This window comes from Streptomyces sp. NPDC031418 (assembly GCF_055581605.1).
Genome location: NZ_JBVIJC010000005.1, coordinates 197209 through 217157, shown reverse-complemented (window position 1 = coordinate 217157; position 19949 = coordinate 197209). Strand labels below are relative to the sequence as shown.

Below are 19949 nucleotides of genomic sequence, written 5' to 3'. Positions count from 1 at the left end.
GGGAAGACCGCCTGTCGCCGGGCAGATGTCCGGTGCCCTCTGCCTCCGTGGCCTGGGCGGGCGTTGTGCCGCTCGGCTTCCTCGGCACCACGCGATCGGTCCGCCGGCGGACCAGCAGGACCAGGTCACCTGGCTGCGCCGGCTCCGCTCACCAGGCGCTGACGACCGGCTCGTCGGATCCGTGCTGCCGCCAGGCCGCGTCGAGGCGCGCGAGCCGGCGTGCGGCGGCGATGCCGTGCAGGGACGCGACCCTGCCGTCGCTGACGCCGAACGCCACGGCGCCCACGACCCGGTCGCCGACCACGGCGACGACGGCCGGGGAGCCGTTGACCAGCGCGGCGTGCAGCGCGACCGAGCCGCCGGCCAGCCGCCGTTTGGCCTCGGTGGGCTTGAAGCCGGCCCGCACGAAGGAGGCGACCCGCTCGCGCGTGGTGTACCGCAGCAGCCGCCTGGCCAGCCCGGCGCCGTCGGAGACCGCGGTCACGTCGTCGGTGAGCATCGCCACCAGCCGTTCGGTGCGTCCCGAAGTGGCGGCGGCGAGGAACTCCTCGACGATACGGCGCGCGGACGCGGCGTCCACCTCGCCGCCGCCCCGTCGCTCGGCGGCGACCCGGCGCCGGGCCCGGTGGGCGTGCTGCTGGCTCGCGGACGGGGTGATGTCGAGGATCGCGGCGATCTCGGCGTGGGGGTAGGAGAAGGCCTCGCGCAGGACGTACACGGCCCGCTCGACCGGCGAGAGGCGCTCCATGAGCATCAGGACCGCCAGGGACACCGACTCACGCTGCTCGAAGGTGTCGGCGGGGCCGAGCATCGGGTCGCCCTCGAGCAGCGGCTCGGGCAGCCAGTCCCCGGCGGCGCGCTCATGGCGCGCCTGCGCCGAACGGAGCCGGTCCAGACAGAGGTTGGTGACGACCTTGGTCAGCCACGCCTCCGGCACCTCGACCGTGGCGCGGTCGGCGGCCTGCCAGCGCAGGAACGCGTCCTGTACGGCGTCCTCGGCGTCGGCGGCCGAGCCGAGCAGACGGTACGCGAGGGAGGCCAATCGGCCCCGGCTGGCCTCGAACCGGTCGATGGCTGCGGTGTCCATGCGGTGCAGCCTAGGCGGCGGCCCGCACCCCGGAGCGGTCGGGGGCGGTGGCCAGACGGCGCCTGCGCGTCGGCATGCCGAAGGTCGGGTGGGCGATGCTCCACCCGGATCCCTTGAGCACGCCCGACTTGAGGAACGCGGCGGTCCGGCCGCCCAGGTACCAGGACTTGGACCGGACGTCCCCGTCCACCATCTGGAAGATCGCGTCCCGCTGCCCGAGGCTGATGTGGTTGCCGTAGTACTTCAGCCCGACGGCCGGGACCTCGCCGCCGGTCAGGCGGGCGACGATCGCGGCGGTCGCCTGCATGCCGGTGTAGCCGGCCGAGGCGCAGGACATCGGCATCGGCCGGCCGTTCTCGCCGATCGCGTAGGCGCAGTCGCCGGCCGCGTAGACGTCCGGGTGCGAGACCGAGCGCATGGAGCGGTCGACGAGGATCTGGCCGGTCTCGGCGACCTCCAGGCCGGCGGCGGCCGCGAGGGAGTCCACGGCGAACCCGGCCGTCCACACGGTCACATCGGCCGGGAGCGTCCTGCCGTCGGCGGCGATCGCCCGGTCCGGCTCGACGGCTTCGATGGCGGTGTGTTCGTGGACGGTGACGCCGAGCCGGTCGAAGGCCTGGCGCAGGTGCCGGCGGGCCCGCGGGGAGAGCCAGGCGCCCAACTCGCCGCGGGCGGCGAGCGCGACCGAGAGGTCGGGCCGGGACTCGGCGAACTCGGTGGCGGTCTCGATGCCGGTCAGTCCCTCGCCGACCACGAGCACGGTACCGCCGGGGCCCAGGCCGGCCAGGCGTTCGCGCAGCCGCAGCGCCGAGGAGCGGCCGGTCACGTCATAGCCGTATTCGGCCACCCCGGGAACGCCGTGGCGGGCCACGGAGCTGCCGAGCGTCCAGAGCAGCGTGTCGTAGGCGAGTTCGCCGTCGCCGTCCTCGCCGGTCACCGCGACGGTCCTGCGCTCGGGGTCGACGCCGGTGACGCGCGCCAGGCGCAGCCGTACGCCGGTGCCCGCGAAGACGTCGGCGAGCCCCTGGAACGCGATGTCCTGGCCGCTCGCGAGCTGGTGGAGCCGCATCCGCTCGACGAAGTCGGGCACGGCGTTGACGACGGTGATCTCGGTGTCGGCCGGGGAGAGCCGTCGGGCCAGGCTGCCGGCGCTGAAGGCCCCGGCGTATCCGGCGCCGAGGACGACGATGCGGTGCTTCATGACGATCGCTCCTGTCTCGTTCGCGTGCCCCTTGAACGAGACGGCGGCCCCTTTGCTGACAGGCGCCGGGTGTGATGCGGGTCACCGGACCGAGGACGCTGACCGAGCGTCCGGGGCAGCCGGGAGCCGGTGCGGCAGTTTGCCCGGATCCGGCCGTTACGGGCCACGGCAGGCGGTCGTTTCCTTGAGCGTTCGACGACCGGCGGGGAGGACAGAGTGAGCGAACGGACCGGGGACCAGCCTCCTGCGGCGCCGGCCGGGGTGCCGCGGCCGCGCGCCGAGGACCTGCCGTCGCCGCCCGCGACGATCGCGGCCATCGCGCAGCACGCGGACGACGGCGAGGAGATGGTCGAGGCCTGGTGGCTGCTGCACCAGGGCGCGTCCGCCCGCGCCGGCCTGGGGCAGATTCTGGCCGAACTGCCCCGCACGGTGCGGCGGGTGGGCGGCTTCGCATGGCGGGCGAGCCGGCCGGCCACCCTCGCCCTGGCGGTGCTCCAGACCGCCTCGGCCGTGATGTCCGCGTTCGGGCTCGTCGCCACGGTCGGGGTGGCCCAGCACATCCTCGCCGACGGCCCCACCCCCGAGCGGGTGCGCGCCGCCGTTCCGCAGCTGGTCCTGGTGGTCGTCGTCCTGTCGGTGCGCGCCCTGCTGGAGTACGGCGTCACCGTCGCCCAGGGCCGGCTGACGCCGCTGATCCGCGCCGCGCTGGAACGGGAGTTCTACCGGCTCACCTCGCATGTGAGGCTGGAGGCCGTGGACAGCCCGACCTGGCAGGACGACTGCTACCGGGCGCGCAACCAGGGGCTGCACTACGCACGGCAGATCGTCGGGCACGTGGTCACCCTCGCCTCTGCGGCGCTGGTGCTGATCGGCACCGCGAGCGTCCTCGCCGTCCTGCATCCGCTGCTGCTGGTCCTGCTCCCGCTGTCGGTGCTGCCGGTGGGCGCGGCGGCGGTGAAGTCGGCGAAGGCCCGCTTCCACAGTTTCCGCCGGTTCAACGAGATGTCCCGGCGCACCGAGGTGTTCTCCTGGCTGATGCTGGACCGGGACACCGCCGCGGAGCTGCGCTCCCACACCGCCCAGCAGGCACTGCTGGACGAGCACGGCCGGCTCACCGAGCAGATCACCGCGGAGGACGTCCGGCTGAACCTCGCCGAGGCCCGGCTGTCGCTGATCGGCCGCAGCGCCGGCGGGATCGGGACGGGCGTCACCTACGTGGTGCTCGGCCTGATGCTGATCCACGGCTGGCTGCCGCTCGCCGCCGGTGCGGGTGCGGTGCTGGCGTTGCAGAGCGCCCGGTCCGCCATGACCCGGGTCGTGGACGTGGCCCACCTGCTGTACGAGACGAGCCTGTGGGTGGGCGACCTGCTGGAGCACCAGGAGCGCTGCCGCGGGGTCCTGCCGCGCCGGACCGGCGTGCAGGCCCCGCGGACGGTCGCGGCGATCACCTTCGACGACGTGCACTACACGTATCCCGGCAAGGACACGCCCGCGCTCGCCGGGATCAGCCTGACCCTGCGCGCCGGGCAGACCGTCGCGTTCGTCGGCGCGAACGGCTCGGGCAAGAGCACCTGCTCCAAGCTGCTGGCCGGCCTGTACGACCCCACCGAGGGCGAGATCCGCTGGGACGGGGTGCCGCTGACCCGGTACGACGCGGAGTCCGTCCAGGCCCGGGTCGCGTCCGTCCTCCAGGATCCGACGCGGTATCCGTTCTCCGCCCTGTCCAACATCACCGTCTCCCGCGGCACCCTCACCCAGGCGGATCCGGCCAGGGTCCTGGAGGCCGCCACCGCCTCGGGCGCGGACCGGGTGATCGCGTCCCTGCCCGGCACCTGGACCGCGACCCTGTCCAAGCGGTTCCGGGGCGGCCAGGAACTCTCGGCCGGCCAGTGGGCGAAGCTGGCCGTCGGCCGGGGCGAGTACAAGGACGGCCTGGTGCTGATCCTCGACGAGCCGACCGCGAGCATGGACCCGCGCGCCGAGCACGCCGTCTACCGGACCGTGCTGCGCGGCAAGCACCGCCCGGACCGCATCACCGTCCTGATCTCCCACCGCCTCGCCTCGGTCGTGGACTGCGACGCCATCTACGTCTTCGCCGACGGCAGGATCATCGAGGCGGGGACGCACGGCGAACTCATGGCACTCGGCGGCGAGTACGCGCAGATGTTCACCCTCCAGGCGGCCGCGTACCAGGCCGGCTCGTCCGCGGCGGAGGCGGCACCGGGATGAGCGGCCGTGGAGGCCGACGGGGCACGTGCGGCGAAATGTCTTGAACGTTCCGGAGTAGCGCGTTTGCGGGGTCCCGAGGTGTGGGAGGCCGAGACATGGCAAAGACGCCGAGGGGTTCTGCGGGAAGGGGTACGGCATGGCCGGGTCGGGCTCTGGGGGTACCGCGGGCGTGGCGAGCGGCAAGGCGCGGTTCGACGACATCTACGACCGGCCGGACCCCCGTGCCTATTTCGGACGCCTGGCCCCGCTGGAGTACGAGATCCCGCACCATGCCCAGCAGGTCTTCCGGCGGGCCGCGGCCGAACGGGCGGCGCTGGCCGACGGCCGGCCGCGCCCGCCGGCGGTGCTGGACGTCTGCTGCTCGTACGGGATCAACGCCGCGCTGCTCAACCACGACGTCACGCTGGCGGAGATGTACGAGCGGTACACCTCCCCCGATGTCGAGAGGCTGTCGACGGCCGAACTCGCGGCCCGGGACAAGGAGTTCTACGCCGAGCGGCGCCTTCCGGACGCCGTGGCGGTGGTCGGCCTGGACGTCTCGGCGCCCGCCGTCCGGTACGCGATCGAGGTGGGCCTGCTCGACGAGGGCTTCACCGACGACCTGGAGCAGGGCTCCCCCGGGCCCGGGCTGGCGCGGGCGCTCCCGGAGGTCGGCCTCATCACGCTGACCGGCGGCGGCAGCTATGTCACCGCCCGGACGTTCACCGCGCTGCTGGAGGGGGCCCGCAGACCGGTGTGGGTCAGTGCGTTCGTGCTGCGGACGGTGTCGTACCACCCGATCGTGCGCACCCTGGCCGCGCACGGACTGGGCACCACGGTCGACGCCACCCGGACCTACCCCCAGCGTCTCTTCACCGACGAGCGGGAACAGCGGTACGCGATCGCGGCGGTGCGGGCGCTGGGCGGCGATCCCGCCGGGCGGGAGGCGGACGGCCGTTTCCACTGTCTGCACTACGAGTCCCGGCCGGACCTGCTGCGGTGAGACACCGGGCGGCGGCCGCTCCGCCGGGGGGCCGGGGCGCTCGCCCGATCGGGTGAGCCTCCGTTACGGCCGCGATGCCGACGGGAACCCGGTGCGGGCCGGGACGGCCGATCGCTCGGGAGGGTGTCGTCATGGCCCAGCACATCACCTGTCACCGGGTCTACGAGGAGACCTCGCCCAGGGACGGCAAGCGGATCCTCGTCGACCGTGTCTGGCCGCGCGGGATGCGCAAGGAGGACGCGCACCTGGACGAGTGGCTGCGCGATGTGGCCCCGTCGACCGAGCTGCGCCGCTGGTACGGCCATGAACCCGGCCGCTTCGCCGAGTTCCGCCGCCGCTATCTGGCCGAGCTGGAGGACTCCGGACACCGGGAGGCCGCCGAGCATCTGCGGGACCTCGCCGCCCACGGCAGGGTCACGCTCCTGACCGCCACCAAGGACGTGGACCACAGCCAGGCCGCCGTACTCGCCGAATGGCTGGGCGGAGCCTGACCCTCGCCCCGCGGGCGGCCCCGGATGGCGCAGCGCGCCCGACCGGACGTACGGCACCCGGTGCCTGAGCCGTCCGTGGCACGGCAGGCCCCGGACCCGCGCTTTCGGCGGCGAGCCCGGCCGGCCGCGGGTGCCCGCGCCGACTGCCGTGGCAGCGGCGGGAGATGCGGGGGTGGGCGGTTGGGGGCACGGTGGGGGCTGTGCCGGACTCCGGCCGATCCCTCCCGAGCATCCGAAGGAACCTTGATGTCCGTAGCCACAGACCTGCTCGTCCCGGCGCTGCGCGAGGTCCGCGAGACCAAGGCGGCGCTTGCCGACCGCTTCAAGGCCCATCTCGCCGTCACCCCGCCCGGTGAACACCGGGACGTGCTGGAGCGCCGCCTCGGAGACGCCCGCGGCCATGTGTACCGCCTCGACGAACGCCTGGACGTGCTCCAGCCCCGCGGCCTGGTGCAGAGCGTCCTGGGCGGCGCCTGGCAGCTCACCGGGCAGGCGGCCCGGCTGCCCTTCGACATGGCGGCGTCGGTCCCGGCGGCGGTGTTCCGCGGCCGCGGACCGGCCACCGAACTGCGGCTGCTGAAGAACGCCCAGGACGAGTACGCGGTCACCGCGCTGGCCCTCGTGGTGTGCCGGGCCGCCGAGCGCATCGCCCAGGAGACCGCGGACGGCGTCACGACGGAGCTGCTCGACGCCATCCGCCGGGACGACGAGGAGACGCTGGAGGAGCTGGCCCACGCGGTCGAACAGCACGCCGAGGCCGCGGTGGCGGCGACCGGGACCGCGGCGGGGCCGGGCGTGGCCGGAGCCGCCCTGGCGGTGCGCGAGTGGAGCAGCTGGCTGCGGGAGACGGCCGAGCGCATGCCGGGCGCGGACCGGCTCCAGGGCGCCCCGCGCGGGGCCCTGATCAGCGAGGACCAGCTGCCGATCGCCGACTACCGCAGGCTCAGCACCAAGACGGTCGTCGACCGGCTCCCCTACCTGCCGCAGACCGACCTGGCCATGGTCGGCGCCTACGAGCGGTCCCACGCGGGCCGCCCGGCCGTCCTGAGCCGGGTCGCCGCCCTGCTCGGTCCGGTGCCGTGGCCCGGCTACGACGGCATGACGGCGGAGGAGGTCGTCAAGCGGCTGAACGACGCCGGCCCCGGACACTGCCGGCGGGTGCTGGAGTACGAGCGGCGCCACCAGGGCCGTACCACCGTGCTCAAGGCCGCGGAGCGGGCCGTGGAGAGGACCGCCGACCGGGTGCCCGCCTGACCGGCGGTACGGCCCGCACGTCACCCGGGCGGGCCGGCGGCCGGGAGCTGCCGCAGCTGGTAGGTCCACAGCCGGTCCACGAGGGTGAAGCCGAAGGAGGCGAAGAGCCGGGCCGCGGCCTCGCGCTCCGGGGTGCCGTCGATGACGAGCGCGGCCTCGCAGGCGCCCTGCTCGGCCAGCAGGGCGAGGGCCTGGCCGAGCAGCCCGCGGCCGAGTCCCCGGCCCCGGTGGGTGGGGCGGGTCTCGATCCAGTAGACGGTCGCGGTGCGGCCGGGACCGGTGCCGACCACGGCCTCCGCGACCGGCTCGGCTCCGTCGTGGACGATCAGCCGGTGTCCCGGCGGGACCTCGCAGGGCAGCACGTCGGCGACCGGTGTCACCGGCGACGGCACGGCCGGGAGCGTGCAGTGCATGTAGGCGCTCTGGCAGCGGCCGGTGAACCCGGCCGCCAGCAGGGCGTCATGGGTGGCGGCGCGACGCGTGCGGGGCAGGCCGCCCGGCCCCAGCGGACCCGGCGGGGCGGCGACGAACGCGTCGATCCGCGGGCAGTTGGCGAGTTCGGCCCGGGCGTGGCCGAGGAGAGCGCTCAGCACGGGCGGGTCCTCCCGGCCGTACGCCCAGCAGATGACGCCGGTACGGGCGTCCGTCCACGCCACGTAGCCGATGACCCCGCGGGGGCGGTGCCCGGCCTCGGCCAGGACGCCGACCCGCGGCGGGGCCGGGGCGGTCCAGCCGGCCAGGGCGGGCGGGCCGCGCCGCGCGGCGGCCAGCTGCTCCGCCGTGCACGGCCGCTGCCCGGGCAGCCGGTCCGCCGCGACCAGTGCGCACACGCCCGGCTCGTCCTCGGGGCGGTACGGGCGTACGAGCGTGCCGGGGTCGGGGCTGGGTGCAGGGGCCATGATGTCGGTCCGCGGGGCGCCGGCGTGCCGGCGGCGGTGTGCTCACCGGCTCCGTTTCAGCGTCCTCCGGTTCGTCCCCGCTGTCACGCCTCCCCTCGCGCACCGGGGCGGAGACCCGGCGGTCACCGCGGCCCCGGCGGCGGTCAGCAGCGAGCGCATCTGCTCGATGACGGGCTGGTGCAGGGGCAGGGTCAGATGGCCCACCCCGGGCACGAGGACATTGCGTGCCTCGAGGTCGGGATGGTCGATCCGGCCCCGGGCCGCGGGTACGACGGCCTCGTCCAGGTCGCTGTAGAAGGCCACGAACCGGGTGCGGCAGCCCGCGGCCGGCTCCGCGAGTTCGGCCAGGACGTCGCTGCCCGGCCGCAGCTGGCGCAGCAGTGGGTGGGGCGGTGCGAGCAGGGCGGTCGCCGTCCCGGTGTGCGGCGTCGCCAGGGTGATCAGCAGGGACACATACGCGTCACCGCCGAGCCGCTGCACGTAGTAGCGGGCGATCAGGCCGCCCAGGCTGTAGCCGATCAGGACCACGGACCGGCCGGTGCTGCGGGCGTGCGCCGCCTCGACCTGGTCGCCGAGCACCCGGGCCGCCGACCGGATGTCGGGGCTGAGCGCCTTGTAGTCGACCGGGACGAAGGGGCCCACGCCGCAGCCGTCCAGGCCGCGGTGGAGCGAGGAGACCACCCACTCACGGTCGGCCAGACCGTGCACCAGAAGCACCGGGACGGTGCTGACGGGGTCGTCCGGTGGAGCGGTGGCGTCGGCCGCCCGGGCGGCGCGGGGGTGACCGAGCCAGCCGGTCAGTGTCCCGACGCCCTCCTCGGCGATGTCGAGCGGTAGCCGGGCGAGTCGTACCGCCGCGCGTCCGGCCTCGACACCGAGACCGAGCACCGGCGACAGGCCCGGCACGGACAGCTGCGTTTCGAAGGAAGTGCTCGTAGCGGCTCACCTCCTCGGTTACGCCCCGAGGTGCCCCCCACCATGGCACGGAAAACGTGTGTCCGCCTCTTCAAGGCCCCGTACCTGGAGCGAAGGAAAGCCTGACGGCCTCGTCCCCGGCCGCTCAGCGGCGGCTCAGCTCGGTGACGGCCAGCAGGACCACGGCCACTGCCTGGACGGCGACGACCACCGTGATCAGCACGGGGATCGAATAGCCGTACAGGCCGCCGGTCAGCGCGCCGCCCGTCACGCTGGCCGCGCCCACCACGCCGGCGAACAGGCCGTACGCGGTGGCCCGCCGGCCGCTCGGCACCAGGTCGGCGACCGTGGCGCGCAGGACGGACTCCTGGATGCCCGTGGCCGCGCCCCACACCAGCGATCCGGCCACCGCGACGGCGAGCGTGCCGGTGAAGCCCAGCGCGACCACGGCGACGGTCAGCACCGGCAGCACCACCAGGACGCGCGGGCCGACCCGGTCGTACAGCCAGCCCGTGGCCAGCGCGGCGACCGCGTCCACGGCCATCGCCGCCGCGTACAGCACGGGCACCCAGGCGGTGCTCAGCAGATGCCGTTGGACGAGGTGGTAGGAGAGCACGCCGAAGGTCGCGAACCCGGTCGTGGTGGCCGCCGTGAACGCGGCGTAGGTCCAGAAGGTCCTGGGCAGCCGCCCGCCCTGCTCCTCGGGCGGGGCGGCCGCCGCGGCCGTCAGCTCGCGCTCGTAGCCTTCCGGGTCCGGTACCCGGGCACGCAGCCGGAACAGCAGGCCCAGCACCGCGACCCCGGGTACGGCGAGGACGCCCAGCGCCGCGGCGTAGTCACCGCCGGTCAGCGCGAGCATGCCGGACACCAGCAACGGGCCGATCAGGGCGCCGATCTGGTCCATCGCCTCGTGGACGGCAAAGCCCCGCCCCCGCCCGGTGGCGGCGGTGGCGTGCGAGAGCAGCGTGTCCTTCGCGGGCGAGCGCACGGCCTTGCCGACCCGCTCGGCGATGACCAGCACGCAGGCGGCCCACAGCACTCCGGCCACGCCCAGGAGCGGCACGGAGACGACCGTCAGGGCGTACCCGGCGATCGCCAGGCCCCAGAAGCGGCGGGTGCGGTCCGCGAGCGGGCCGGAGACCAGCCGCAGCCCGAGCGCCGCCGCCTCCCCCGCGCCGGTGACCACCCCGACGACCAGGGCGGACGCGCCCAGCGAGGCCAGCAGCGGGCCGGTGATCGAGCGGGCGCCCTCGTACACGATGTCGGCGAGCAGGCTGACCGTGCCGAACCAGACCACGAACCGCCACGGCCCCATCCGCGCGGCCTCCCCCGTCCCGGGCCCGGACCGGTTCATGCCCCGGACGTCCCCGGCGGGCGCAGCCGGTTCACGCGTGCTTCCCCCGGCCCCCGGGCCGGCTCTTCGGCCCGGTCGTCGCCTCCCGGCCGACGTACCGGATGACCTCGCAGCCGTCGAGGACCACCAGCCCCGAGCCGACCAGCTCGTCGAGTTGCGGCAGAAAGTCCCGCACCCGCTCCTCGGTGTCCACGATCACGATCGCCACCGGCAGATCCTCGCTGAGCGACAGCAACCGCGAGGTGTGGATCAGGGAGGAGGCGCCGAAGCCCTCCACACCGCGGAACACCGAGGCACCGGCCAGCCCGGCCCGGTGCGCCCGGTGCACGATCTCGCTGTAGAGCGGCTTGTGGTGCCAGACGTCGTTCTCACCGATGAAGACCGTCACGCGCAGGGCATCGCCCGTAAGCCTTGTCACCGCTGCCTCCCGGCCACCGTCGCGGACGTCGCCGTCGCCGCGAACAGTACCGCCGCGGGGGCCGGGCGGCGAGCAGGGTGCCGCCGCCCCGCGGTACGGCCGTCCGGTGTGGCCCGGCACGTGTGCCGGGAGTGCGGGCGGCCGCCGGGGAACCCACACTGGTGCTGAGGAGTACCGGCCGGGGCGGGCCAGACTCCGCGGGCTCTCCCGGCGCGGACGAGCGACGCTCGAAGGAGACCGCCATGACCACCGCCCGGGAGATCATGCACACGGGTGCGGCCTGCGTCGCGGAGCGGGAGACGCTGGAGGCCGCCGCACGCAGGATGAAGGAGATGAACGTCGGCTCCCTTCCGATCTGCGGCCCCGACGACCGGCTGCACGGGATCGTCACCGACCGCGACATCGTGGTGAAGTGCGTCGCCAGGGGCAAGGACCCGAGGACCGTGACCGCGGGCCAGCTGGAGCAGGGCAAGCCGGTCACGATCGATGTCGGGGCCGACGCCGACCTTGTCCTCCGGGTCATGGAGAACCACAAGATCCGCCGGCTGCCGGTGATCGACAACCACCGGCTCGTCGGCATGATCAGCGAGGCGGACCTCGCCCGTCATCTGCCCGAGGGCCGGGTCGGTCACTTCGTCGAGGTGATCACCGCCGCGCCCTGACCGGGAGCGGCGCGCACGGCGCCGGCCGGTGACGTCAGGCACCGGCCCGCGACGTCAGGCGGCGGCCCGCGCGGGACCGGCGTAGCGCAGCAGGACCCCCACGCCCTCGTGCAGCCGTACCCGCTGTTCGGGTACGACGACGAGTTCCGCCCTGGTCCCGACCAGGGCCCGGGTCAGGGCCGCGTCGGCCCGTTCCAGCTGCGGGTCGGTGATGCCGTACAAGCGCAACTCGGTGTCGGTGAAGGCCAGTTGGCTGGGTTCCGGGCCGATCCACAGGCGCAGCGGTGACTCGGGGTGGTCGTTGAGCAGCAGGGCTCTGACGCTGCCCCGCTGGAGCGCCGACACCGCCGCCCGGAAGCCCTCCGCGGCCGCTCCATGGCGGCCCCGCTGGGCGAGGAAGGCGTCGAGCAGGGCCCGGTCGTGCGCGGCCATGCGCTCGCCGAAGAGCTGCTCGAGCCGCTGCTCCAGCAGGGCGCGGCCCGGCTCGGACGCGCCGGCGCCCTCCACGGTCGTCACCTCGCCGCGCAGTGCCGGGGGCAGCCGGCGGACGAGGATGCCCCGGGCCCAGACGTCTCCGGCGACGACCACCGCCTCGGCGCCGATGCGCCGCGCATGGCCCTCCAGCTCGCCCCCGATCACCTCGGCCGCGTTCAGCCAGTCGGTCACGGGGACTTCCTCGTGCAGCCGGTGCCCGGGCCGCACCCTGGTCAGGGGCCAGCTGCCGGCCTCCGCGTCGATCCGTACGGTGCCGGGGGCCTCCGTGGAGTGACGGCCGCCGTAGTGCACATGCACGGCGAGGTACGGGATCCCGGGCGCGTGCTGGACGGCCAACGGCATGGCGTCGGGCAGCGTTCCGAAGTACGCCGTGTCCCGGGCCGGCGGTGTGGGCAGTTCGTCCAGCAGGGCCAGCCGTCCCCGGGCGGCGAAGACGGCCTGCCCGTGGGTGCCGGGGACGTCCGTGTCGCTGCCCACGGTGCCCGCCACCGCGGTGACGGAGTCCGGGTCGGCCCCCTCGGCCAGCAGGGCGTCCCGCAGATGCCGGCGGCGCAGCTCCATGGCCGCGTCGGGATCGCCGACGGCGGTGTCGCGGGAGGTGTCCACATAGACGGACGCGAACGGACCGGGGTGCTTGTAGAGGGGTTCGAGGAACGACAGTCGCATGCTCACTCCCGGGTGAGGCGCTCCCTGTCCATGGTGCGCGTCCCGGCGCGCCGGGGCGACTCGGAAGATCACCTCGTGGCGCGGTGCAGATCACCTCCTGGCACGGTGCGGATCGTCTCCTGGCGCGGTGCGCGCCCCGCTTCCGCCGGGGCGACGATGGAGGTACGGACATTTCCTGGTGGCAGGGAGGCCGGATCGTGTTCTTCACCGATCGCCGGGACGCCGGCCGCCGGCTGGCCGCCCGGCTCGAACACCTGCGGGGTTCCGATGCCGTCGTGCTGGCGCTGCCCCGCGGCGGAGTCCCGGTCGGCGCGGAGATCGCCGAGGCGCTGGACGCACCGCTGGACGTGTGCCTGGTCCGGAAACTGGGCGTGCCGGTCCAGCCGGAGCTGGGCATGGGGGCCATCGGCGAGGGCGGCGTCCGGGTGATCAACGACGAGGTGGTCCGGCATGCGCGGGTCACCCCGGACGAGCTGGCCGAGGTCGAGGCGCGCGAGCAGGAGGTGCTGGCGCGCCGCGCCCGGCGCTATCGGGGCGACCGCGCACCGGTGCCGCTCGCGGGCCGTACCGTCCTGGTCGTCGACGACGGGGTGGCCACCGGGTCGACGGCACGGGCGGCCTGCCGGATCGCGCGCGCCCGCGGCGCCGCCCGGGTGGTGCTGGCCGTTCCGGTGGCACCGTACGACTGGACGGCGCGGCTGGGCGCGGACGCCGACGAGGGGGTGTGCCTGCACACCCCGGCGGAGTTCTACGCGATCGGGCAGTTCTACGCCGACTTCACCCAGACCGGCGACGACGAGGTGATCGCCTGCCTGGAGGACTCGTTCGCCCGCCGGGAAGGCACCCGCGGGGCCCGGCCGGGCCGCTCGGCGGTCCCCGGGGACCGGGAGGCGGAGGTGCGCGCGGGGCGGGCGGGCCTGCGGGGGCGGTTGACGGTGCCCGAGGGCGCGAGCGGGGTCGTGGTGTTCGCGCACGGCAGCGGCAGCAGCCGGCACAGTCCCCGCAACCGGTTCGTCGCGGACGTGCTGAACCGGGCGGGGCTGGGCACCCTGCTGTTCGACCTGCTGACCGAGGAGGAGGAGACCGACCGGGCCAACGTCTTCGACACCGGGCTGCTCGCCGGGCGGCTCACCGAAGCCACCGGCTGGCTGCGCGAGCAGCCCGAGGCGGCGGGGCTGGCCGTGGGTTACTTCGGTGCCAGCACCGGTGCCGCCGCGGCGCTCTGGGCCGCCGCCGAGCCGGAGGCGCGGATCGGCGCGGTGGTCTCCCGCGGCGGCAGGCCCGATCTCGCCGGGCCGCGGCTGCCGGCCGTGACCGCGCCCACGCTGCTGATCGTGGGGGGCCGCGACGAGCTGGTCCTCGACCTCAACCGCGAGGCCCAGGCCCGGCTGCGGTGCGAGAACCGGCTCGCGGTCGTACCCGGCGCCACCCACCTCTTCGAGGAGCCCGGCACCCTGGAGCAGGCCGCCGGCCTCGCCCGCGACTGGTTCACCGACCACATGGCACCCCACCACGCGGCGGCCCGCTGAGCGCACCCGGGCCGGTCGGCCGGTGGCGCCCGCGGGGACGGCGGGGCGTACGGGCGGCAACGGCTCCGGTCCGGCCGGTGAACTTTTCCTCACCCTTGGCCGAACCGGCGCACGAAGCAGCGTTACCGGCGGTAAGTTGCTGCCGCCCGCTCCCCTTGACGCCCCCTCAGGAGGCCAGCCCGTGCGCCGTCTTCTGCTCTGCCTCACGGTCGCGGCCGCCGCGTTCGGCGGATTCACCGCCCCCGCGGCCGCCCAGACCGCCCCCGACGGAACCTCCGGGACGTTCAGCGTCCTCTCCTACAACGTGGCGGGGCTGCCGGAGGGCCTCTCCAGTGCCCCCACGCCGCGCGCGCCGAGCACGACCGCGATAGGCGCCCGGATCGGCACCTACGACGTGGTCAACGTTCAGGAGGACTTCAACTACCACTCCGACCTCTACGCCTCCGACACCCACCCCTACCGCACCCCCACCAGCGGCGGAGCCGGTATCGGCAGCGGTCTCAACACCCTGTCGGACCTCCCCTACGACACCGACGACTTCGAGCGGGTGCACTGGAACTCCTGCCAGGTGGACTCCGGCGACTGCCTCACCCCCAAGGGCTTCACCTTCCTGCGCGAGCGCCTGGCGGAGGGCGTGTACGTCGACTTCTACAACCTCCACACCAACGCCGGCACCAACGACGGGGACCTGGCCTCGCGCGCCGACAACCTCAGCCAGCTGACCACGTTCATCAAGACCCACTCCGCCGGGAACGCCGTCGTGGTCATGGGCGACACCAACACCCGCTACACGCGCGCCGGCGACACCATCGCCGAGTTCGCCCGGGACAACGGCCTCACCGACGCCTGGGTCCGGCTCGAACGCGGCGGCACACCGCCCGCCAAGGGCTCCGACCCGCTGCTGTGCGACGAGAACGCGATCACGAACACCTGCGAGGTCGTCGACAAGGTCCTCTACCGCGGCAACCGGCTCGTCTCGCTCGACGCCACGGCGTACGACAACAAGCACGCCGGCTTCCTCACCGGCGACGGGCTCATGCTGTCCGACCACGACCCGATCGCGGTGTCCTTCGGCTGGTCGCGCAATCCGGACTTCCAGCTCAGCGACCAGTTCGGCGGCCCGCACGGCGACTACTTCACCGACATCGCGACCGTGCCCGCCACCAGCGCGCCGGCGACCCTCTCACTGCGCAGCGGCGCGCGCGTCGACGGCGTCGGCATCACGTACGGCGACGGTACGGCCGTGACGCACGGCGGCACCGGCGGCACGGCCTCGTCGCTCACCCTGGGCAGCGGGGAGTACGTCACCTCCGCCCGGCTGTGCGAGGGGCAGAAGGACGGCCACAGCCGCATCTTCTCCGCCGCCTTCACCACGAACCTGGGCCGCGTCCTCTCCGGCGGCACCACCACGTCCGACTGCGTGACCCGGACCGCCCCATCCGGCTGGCAGATCGCCGGCTTCCACGGCCGCTCGGGCGACGAGATCGACAAGCTCGGCTTCGTCTACACCAGGCACTGACCCCGCCCAGGCGGCCGGCACGGCGGAGTAGTGGAATATTGAACAACTCTGCTCCGTTGTGGCCGTCGAAGGAGGTCACCAGTGGAGACGCGAGTGGAGAACACGTACTACGACCACGGGACGGCGGCCGAGCGCTGGACGCGCGCGCAGCTGTTCTTCGAGGCCAGGGACTACGCCGGTGCGGCGCGGGTGCTGGCCGGGCTGGTCGAGGAGGTGCCGGAGCAGACCGCTCCGCGGCTGCTGCTGGCCCGCGCCTACTACCACTCCGCCCAACTGCGGCGCGCCGAGGCCGAGTTGCGGATCATCGTCGAGCGCGACCCGGTGGAGCAGTACGCCCGGCTGATGCTGGGGCGCACGCTCCAGCGGCAGGCCCGGCACGAGGAGGCCGAGCAGCACCTGCGGATCGCCGGAGCGCTCGCGGGTGAGTTCCCGGAGCGGTGAGCCGGGCGGTGCCCCCGTGCCCGCGGGGGCACCGCGGCGGAGGCGCACCGCGGTGTCGCCGGCCCCCTGTCATGGCATCCTGACCCGATGGCAGCCACCCGTGATCACGCACCGCTCGCCGAGCGGGTCGAGGAACTCCTCGCCGCCGGCGGCCCCCTGCCCATCGTCGCCGCCGGACAGCCCGTGCTGCGCCGCGCCACCGAGCCGTACGACGGCCAGCTCGGCCCCGCCCTGCTGGCCCGCTTCATCGAGGCTCTGCGCCTGACCATGCACGCCGCCCCGGGCGTGGGCCTCGCCGCGCCGCAGGTCGGCGTGGAGCTGCGGATCGCGGTCCTGGAGGACCCGGCGCCGGTGCCGGAGGAGGTCGCGGCGGCCCGGGGCCGGGTGCCGCAGCCGTTCCGCGTCCTGGTCAACCCCTCCTACGAACCCGTCGGAACCGCCCGCGCCGCGTTCTTCGAGGGCTGCCTGAGCGTGCCGGGCTGGCAGGCCGTGGTGGCCCGGCACGCCGAGGTGCGGCTGCGCGGCAGCGACGAGCGGGGCCGCGCGCTGGACGAGGTGGTCGCGGGCTGGCCGGCCCGGATCGTCCAGCACGAGACCGACCACCTCGACGGCACCCTGTATCTGGACCGCGCCGAGCTGCGCTCGCTGTCCACGAACGAGGCCGTGGCGGCGCTGTGGGCACAGCCCGCGCCGAGCGCGGCCGCGGCCGCGCTCGGCTTCGAACTGCCCTGACCTGGAAGGTCAGTTGTCCCGGTACGCCTCCAGCAGGCGCAGCCACACCTCGCTGAGGGTCGGGTAGGACGGGACGGCGTGCCACAGCCGGTCGACCGGGACACGGCCCGCGACCGCGACGGTCGCGGAGTGGATCAGCTCGCCGACGCCCGGGCCGACGAAGGTGACCCCGCGCAGGATCTCCTCCTCCAGGTCCACGACCATCCGGGCCCGGCCCTGGTAGCCGTCGCCGTAGAGCCCCGCGCCCGCGACGGAGGAGAACGCGACGTCGACGGCGCGGACCCGGTGGCCCGCCTGTTCCGCCTCGGCGAGGGAGAGGCCCACGGCGGCGGCCTCGGGGTCGGTGAAGACGACCTGGGGTACGGCGCTGCCGTCGGCGGTGGCGACGTGCGCGCCCCAGGGTTCGTCCAGGAGCGGGCCGCCGGCCGCGCGGGCGGCGATGGCGGCGCCCGCGATCCGGGCCTGGTACTTCCCCTGGTGGGTGAGGAGGGCGCGGTGGTTGACGTCGCCGACCGCGTACAGCCAGTCGGTGCCGGTGACCCTCAGGGTGTCGTCGACGTCCAGCCAGGAGCCCGGTTCCAGGCCGACGGTGTCCAGGCCGAGGTCGTCGGTCTGCGGGACCCGGCCGGTGGCGAAGAGGATCTCGTCGGCCTCGATCCGGTCGCCGCCGGCGGTGACCGCGACGACGGTGCCGTTCTCGCGGCGCACGGACTCCACGGTGGTGCCGGTGCGGATGTCGGCGCCGGCCTCGGCGAGGGACTCGGCGACCAGTTCGCCGGCGAACGGCTCCATGCGGTTCAGCAGGCCCTTGCCGCGCACCAGCAGGGTGACCCGGGAGCCGAGGGCCTGCCAGGCGGTGGCCATCTCGGTGGCGACGACTCCGCCGCCCACGACGATCAGCCGGGCCGGTGCCGCCTGGGCGCTGGTGGCCTCGCGGCTGGTCCAGGGCCGCACCTCGGCGAGACCGGGCAGGTCGGGCAGCTGGGCGCGGGTGCCGGTGCAGACGGCGACGGCGTGGCGGGCGGTGAGGGTGGTCACCGTGCCGTCGGGAGCGGTCACGGTGACGGTGCGCGGGCCGGCGAGTCGCCCGTGGCCCCGGTACAGGGAGGCGCCGATGCCGTCCAGCCAGCGGACCTGGCCGTCGTCCCGCCAGTGCGAGGCGTACTCGTCGCGGCGGGCGAGAACGGCGGGCGTGTCCAGCGGGCCCTGGACCGCGGGGGCCAGGCCGGGCAGGCGGCGGGCGTCGGCCCGGGCGATGACCGGGCGGAGCAGCGCCTTGCTCGGCATGCACGCCCAGTACGAGCACTCGCCGCCGACCCGTTCGCTCTCCACGACCGCGGTGGTGAGTCCGGCCGCGCGGGTGCGGTCGGCGACGTTCTCCCCCACGGGTCCGGCTCCGAGCACCACGACGTCGTACGCGATGGATTCCGTTTCCGTCATGGGGTCAGTCTGGTGGCTGGTGTGCGCGGAGGCCACAGGGGGTACGCGCCCGGGGCGCCCCGGAATAGGCCGTCGCACGGCCGTGTTTCCGCCGTCGGCAGAGCCCCATACCAGGAAGAGGGAAGCAGGCCATGAGCAGCACCGTTGAGCTGACCAAGGAGAACTTCGACCAGACGGTCGAGAAGAACGGCTTCGTCCTCATCGACTTCTGGGCAGAGTGGTGCGGCCCGTGCCGGCAGTTCGCGCCGGTCTACGAGAAGGCCGCCGCGGACAACCCGGACCTGGTCTTCGGCAAGGTGGACACCGAGGCCCAGCCGGAGCTGGCCGCGGCCTTCGGCATCCAGTCGATCCCGACACTGATGATCGTCCGGGACAAGGTGGCGATCTTCGCCCAGCCCGGCGCCCTCCCCGAACCCGCCCTCGCGGACGTGATCAGCCAGGCCCGCGGCCTGGACATGGACGAGGTCCGCCGGAGCATCGCGGCCCAGGAGGCCCAGGGCGAGTAACCGCTCCGCGGTGGGGCTCGGTGGTGCGCACAGGGCCCCGGGAGCTGGTCCAGGTCAGGTGGAGTCGCGGTGGATGAGGGAGGCGCCCAGGACCTTGTGGGTTTCCGGGTCGCCCCCCGGGTCGCGGACCGCGCGGTCGACCAGTTCGGCGAGGTCGCGTGCCGACGGAAGCTCGACCTGGACCGTGCTGAGCCGGGGCCGCAGCAGCCGGCCCAGCATGAGGTCGTCGGCGCCGATGACGGCGACGTCCTCGGGGATGCGTACGCCCTCGTCCTGAAGGGCACGCATGAGCAGCATCGCGTACTCGTCGTTGTAGGCGAACACCGCGTCCAGGCCCGACTCGGACCAGCGGGCGGCGAGTGCGGCGGCGGACCGCTCGGTGTACGCGAGCGGCAGCACGGTCACGGTCGCGTCCGTGTCGTGCAGCGCCTGACGCACGCCCGCGAGCCGGGGCTCCGAGTACGCCTCCAGGCCGGGCTCCTCGGGCATCACGACCCCGATCCGCCGTCTGCCCCGCCGGTACAGGTGGGTGGCCGCGGTGTGGCCGACGGCGGTGTGGTCCATCAGCAGGGCGTGGGCGCCGTCGACCCGGGCGGGGCCGAGGGTGACCACGGCCCGGGCGCCGGAGCGCTTGAGGACGGCGACGCCCTGCGGGCCGAGTCCGGTACCGGGCACCAGGACGGCGACCGGCCGCAGCTCCGCCCAGGCGCGGGCGGCCTCGTCGCCCTGGAGGCCGACGGTGCCGTACTGGACGACGGTGTAGTCGAGGCGGCCGAGGGCCCACTGGAGTTCGTTGAGGAACGTGCTGTAGAGGGGGCCCGCCGGGATCGCGGGGGCGGGCATGACGACCATCCGGCTGTGCCCGGCGCGCAGGCTGCGGGCGGCCGCGTGCGGCACGTACCCGAGTTCCCGCGCGGCCTCGTGCACCCGGCGGCGGGTGGCTTCGCTGATCCGGACCGCGCTGGTGTTGTTGAGGACGTAGGACACGGTCGCGCGCGAGACGCCGGCCAGCCGGGCCACGTCGGCGCTCGTGGGCGTGTTCGGTATCTGCACCATGACAGAGCGCATCTTGGCAGAGCGCCGGACGCCCGCCGCGGGCGGGGGAACGTGGTCCGGAATTGGACGAACC

General features: G+C 74.6%; 19 protein-coding genes. 10 read left to right on the top strand and 9 right to left on the bottom strand.

Translation table 11 applies throughout. The features are described 5' to 3' along the window. Window positions 1-148: 148 nt before the first annotated feature. The gene (locus ACZ5CZ_RS08670; protein ID WP_468940512.1) at window positions 149-1087 is read right to left on the bottom strand and encodes a sigma-70 family RNA polymerase sigma factor; all 939 of its coding nucleotides are present in this window, start codon (window positions 1085-1087) and stop codon (window positions 149-151) included. 10 nt (window positions 1088-1097) lie between these two features. After that, window positions 1098-2288 (bottom strand): NAD(P)/FAD-dependent oxidoreductase, encoded by a 1191-nt coding sequence (locus ACZ5CZ_RS08665; RefSeq protein WP_468940509.1) that lies wholly within the window; start codon window positions 2286-2288, stop codon window positions 1098-1100. 216 nt (window positions 2289-2504) lie between these two features. On the opposite strand from ACZ5CZ_RS08665, the gene ACZ5CZ_RS08660 reads away from it, so the two are divergent. The 4 genes from ACZ5CZ_RS08660 (at window position 2505) to ACZ5CZ_RS08645 (ending at window position 7244) form a co-directional block, all read left to right on the top strand. Then, complete coding sequence (locus tag ACZ5CZ_RS08660) at window positions 2505-4517, top strand: ATP-binding cassette domain-containing protein (protein ID WP_468940506.1); 2013 nt, start codon at window positions 2505-2507, stop codon at window positions 4515-4517. A 169-nt stretch (window positions 4518-4686) separates the two neighbouring features. After that, a complete protein-coding gene (locus tag ACZ5CZ_RS08655) occupies window positions 4687-5499 on the top strand; it encodes a hypothetical protein (protein ID WP_468940504.1) in 813 nt (270 codons plus the stop codon). A gap of 131 nt (window positions 5500-5630) precedes the next feature. Then, window positions 5631-5990: a DUF488 domain-containing protein gene (locus ACZ5CZ_RS08650; RefSeq protein WP_467541167.1), complete on the top strand. Its 360-nt coding sequence runs from the start codon at window positions 5631-5633 to the stop codon at window positions 5988-5990. 246 nt (window positions 5991-6236) lie between these two features. After that, window positions 6237-7244, top strand: a complete 1008-nt coding sequence (locus tag ACZ5CZ_RS08645) for a hypothetical protein (RefSeq protein ID WP_468940501.1) — start codon at window positions 6237-6239, stop codon at window positions 7242-7244. 20 nt (window positions 7245-7264) lie between these two features. On the opposite strand, the gene ACZ5CZ_RS08640 is transcribed toward ACZ5CZ_RS08645, so the two are convergent. The 4 genes from ACZ5CZ_RS08640 to ACZ5CZ_RS08625 form a co-directional block, all read right to left on the bottom strand. After that, window positions 7265-8143, bottom strand: coding sequence for a GNAT family N-acetyltransferase (locus ACZ5CZ_RS08640; RefSeq protein ID WP_468940499.1), 879 nt, complete (start codon window positions 8141-8143; stop codon window positions 7265-7267). 42 nt (window positions 8144-8185) lie between these two features. Further along, a complete protein-coding gene (locus ACZ5CZ_RS08635; protein WP_468940497.1) occupies window positions 8186-9049 on the bottom strand; it encodes an esterase/lipase family protein in 864 nt (287 codons plus the stop codon). A 154-nt stretch (window positions 9050-9203) separates the two neighbouring features. Beyond that, window positions 9204-10412: an MFS transporter gene (locus tag ACZ5CZ_RS08630; protein WP_468940495.1), complete on the bottom strand. Its 1209-nt coding sequence runs from the start codon at window positions 10410-10412 to the stop codon at window positions 9204-9206. Window positions 10413-10443: 31 nt separating this feature from the next. Then, window positions 10444-10830 carry a DUF190 domain-containing protein gene (locus ACZ5CZ_RS08625; protein WP_385846023.1) on the bottom strand — a complete coding sequence of 129 codons (387 nt, stop codon included), beginning with the start codon at window positions 10828-10830 and terminating at the stop codon, window positions 10444-10446. A 242-nt stretch (window positions 10831-11072) separates the two neighbouring features. On the opposite strand from ACZ5CZ_RS08625, the gene ACZ5CZ_RS08620 reads away from it, so the two are divergent. After that, entirely contained in the window at window positions 11073-11492 is a 420-nt protein-coding gene (locus ACZ5CZ_RS08620) for a CBS domain-containing protein (RefSeq protein ID WP_385846024.1), read from the top strand. Between the two features lie 54 nt (window positions 11493-11546). On the opposite strand, the gene ACZ5CZ_RS08615 is transcribed toward ACZ5CZ_RS08620, so the two are convergent. Beyond that, window positions 11547-12653, bottom strand: coding sequence for a baeRF2 domain-containing protein (locus ACZ5CZ_RS08615; RefSeq protein ID WP_468940492.1), 1107 nt, complete (start codon window positions 12651-12653; stop codon window positions 11547-11549). A 197-nt stretch (window positions 12654-12850) separates the two neighbouring features. Here ACZ5CZ_RS08615 and ACZ5CZ_RS08610 point away from each other — a divergent pair, with 197 nt between their 5' ends. The 4 genes from ACZ5CZ_RS08610 (at window position 12851) to ACZ5CZ_RS08595 (ending at window position 16874) form a co-directional block, all read left to right on the top strand. Further along, window positions 12851-14182 carry a phosphoribosyltransferase family protein gene (locus ACZ5CZ_RS08610; RefSeq protein WP_468940490.1) on the top strand — a complete coding sequence of 444 codons (1332 nt, stop codon included), beginning with the start codon at window positions 12851-12853 and terminating at the stop codon, window positions 14180-14182. A 181-nt stretch (window positions 14183-14363) separates the two neighbouring features. After that, window positions 14364-15701 carry a jacalin-like lectin gene (locus ACZ5CZ_RS08605; RefSeq protein WP_468940487.1) on the top strand — a complete coding sequence of 446 codons (1338 nt, stop codon included), beginning with the start codon at window positions 14364-14366 and terminating at the stop codon, window positions 15699-15701. 93 nt (window positions 15702-15794) lie between these two features. After that, window positions 15795-16142 (top strand): tetratricopeptide repeat protein, encoded by a 348-nt coding sequence (locus tag ACZ5CZ_RS08600; protein ID WP_385846134.1) that lies wholly within the window; start codon window positions 15795-15797, stop codon window positions 16140-16142. Between the two features lie 87 nt (window positions 16143-16229). Continuing rightward, a complete protein-coding gene (locus ACZ5CZ_RS08595; protein WP_468940485.1) occupies window positions 16230-16874 on the top strand; it encodes a peptide deformylase in 645 nt (214 codons plus the stop codon). Window positions 16875-16883: 9 nt separating this feature from the next. Here the strand turns inward: ACZ5CZ_RS08595 and ACZ5CZ_RS08590 are convergent, their stop codons facing one another. After that, window positions 16884-18314 carry a dihydrolipoyl dehydrogenase family protein gene (locus ACZ5CZ_RS08590; protein ID WP_468940483.1) on the bottom strand — a complete coding sequence of 477 codons (1431 nt, stop codon included), beginning with the start codon at window positions 18312-18314 and terminating at the stop codon, window positions 16884-16886. Window positions 18315-18445: 131 nt separating this feature from the next. Here ACZ5CZ_RS08590 and trxA point away from each other — a divergent pair, with 131 nt between their 5' ends. After that, window positions 18446-18820 (top strand): thioredoxin, encoded by a 375-nt coding sequence (gene trxA / locus ACZ5CZ_RS08585; RefSeq protein WP_385846032.1) that lies wholly within the window; start codon window positions 18446-18448, stop codon window positions 18818-18820. Window positions 18821-18874: 54 nt separating this feature from the next. Here trxA and ACZ5CZ_RS08580 read toward each other — a convergent pair whose 3' ends face one another. Next, window positions 18875-19876 carry a LacI family DNA-binding transcriptional regulator gene (locus tag ACZ5CZ_RS08580; RefSeq protein ID WP_385846034.1) on the bottom strand — a complete coding sequence of 334 codons (1002 nt, stop codon included), beginning with the start codon at window positions 19874-19876 and terminating at the stop codon, window positions 18875-18877. Window positions 19877-19949: the final 73 nt, after the last annotated feature.

Bases quoted from the DNA above. Each gene is read 5' to 3' on its own strand.
- ACZ5CZ_RS08630 (WP_468940495.1), bottom strand. From the start codon at position 10,412: ATGAACCGGTCCGGGCCCGGGACGGGGGAGGCCGCGCGGATGGGGCCG.
- ACZ5CZ_RS08615 (WP_468940492.1), bottom strand. From the start codon at position 12,653: ATGCGACTGTCGTTCCTCGAACCCCTCTACAAGCACCCCGGTCCGTTC.
- ACZ5CZ_RS08670 (WP_468940512.1), bottom strand. From the start codon at position 1,087: ATGGACACCGCAGCCATCGACCGGTTCGAGGCCAGCCGGGGCCGATTG.
- ACZ5CZ_RS08650 (WP_467541167.1), top strand. From the start codon at position 5,631: ATGGCCCAGCACATCACCTGTCACCGGGTCTACGAGGAGACCTCGCCC.
- ACZ5CZ_RS08620 (WP_385846024.1), top strand. From the start codon at position 11,073: ATGACCACCGCCCGGGAGATCATGCACACGGGTGCGGCCTGCGTCGCG.
- ACZ5CZ_RS08665 (WP_468940509.1), bottom strand. From the start codon at position 2,288: ATGAAGCACCGCATCGTCGTCCTCGGCGCCGGATACGCCGGGGCCTTC.
- ACZ5CZ_RS08590 (WP_468940483.1), bottom strand. From the start codon at position 18,314: ATGACGGAAACGGAATCCATCGCGTACGACGTCGTGGTGCTCGGAGCC.
- ACZ5CZ_RS08640 (WP_468940499.1), bottom strand. From the start codon at position 8,143: ATGGCCCCTGCACCCAGCCCCGACCCCGGCACGCTCGTACGCCCGTAC.
- trxA (WP_385846032.1), top strand. From the start codon at position 18,446: ATGAGCAGCACCGTTGAGCTGACCAAGGAGAACTTCGACCAGACGGTC.
- ACZ5CZ_RS08580 (WP_385846034.1), bottom strand. From the start codon at position 19,876: ATGGTGCAGATACCGAACACGCCCACGAGCGCCGACGTGGCCCGGCTG.
- ACZ5CZ_RS08595 (WP_468940485.1), top strand. From the start codon at position 16,230: ATGGCAGCCACCCGTGATCACGCACCGCTCGCCGAGCGGGTCGAGGAA.
- ACZ5CZ_RS08645 (WP_468940501.1), top strand. From the start codon at position 6,237: ATGTCCGTAGCCACAGACCTGCTCGTCCCGGCGCTGCGCGAGGTCCGC.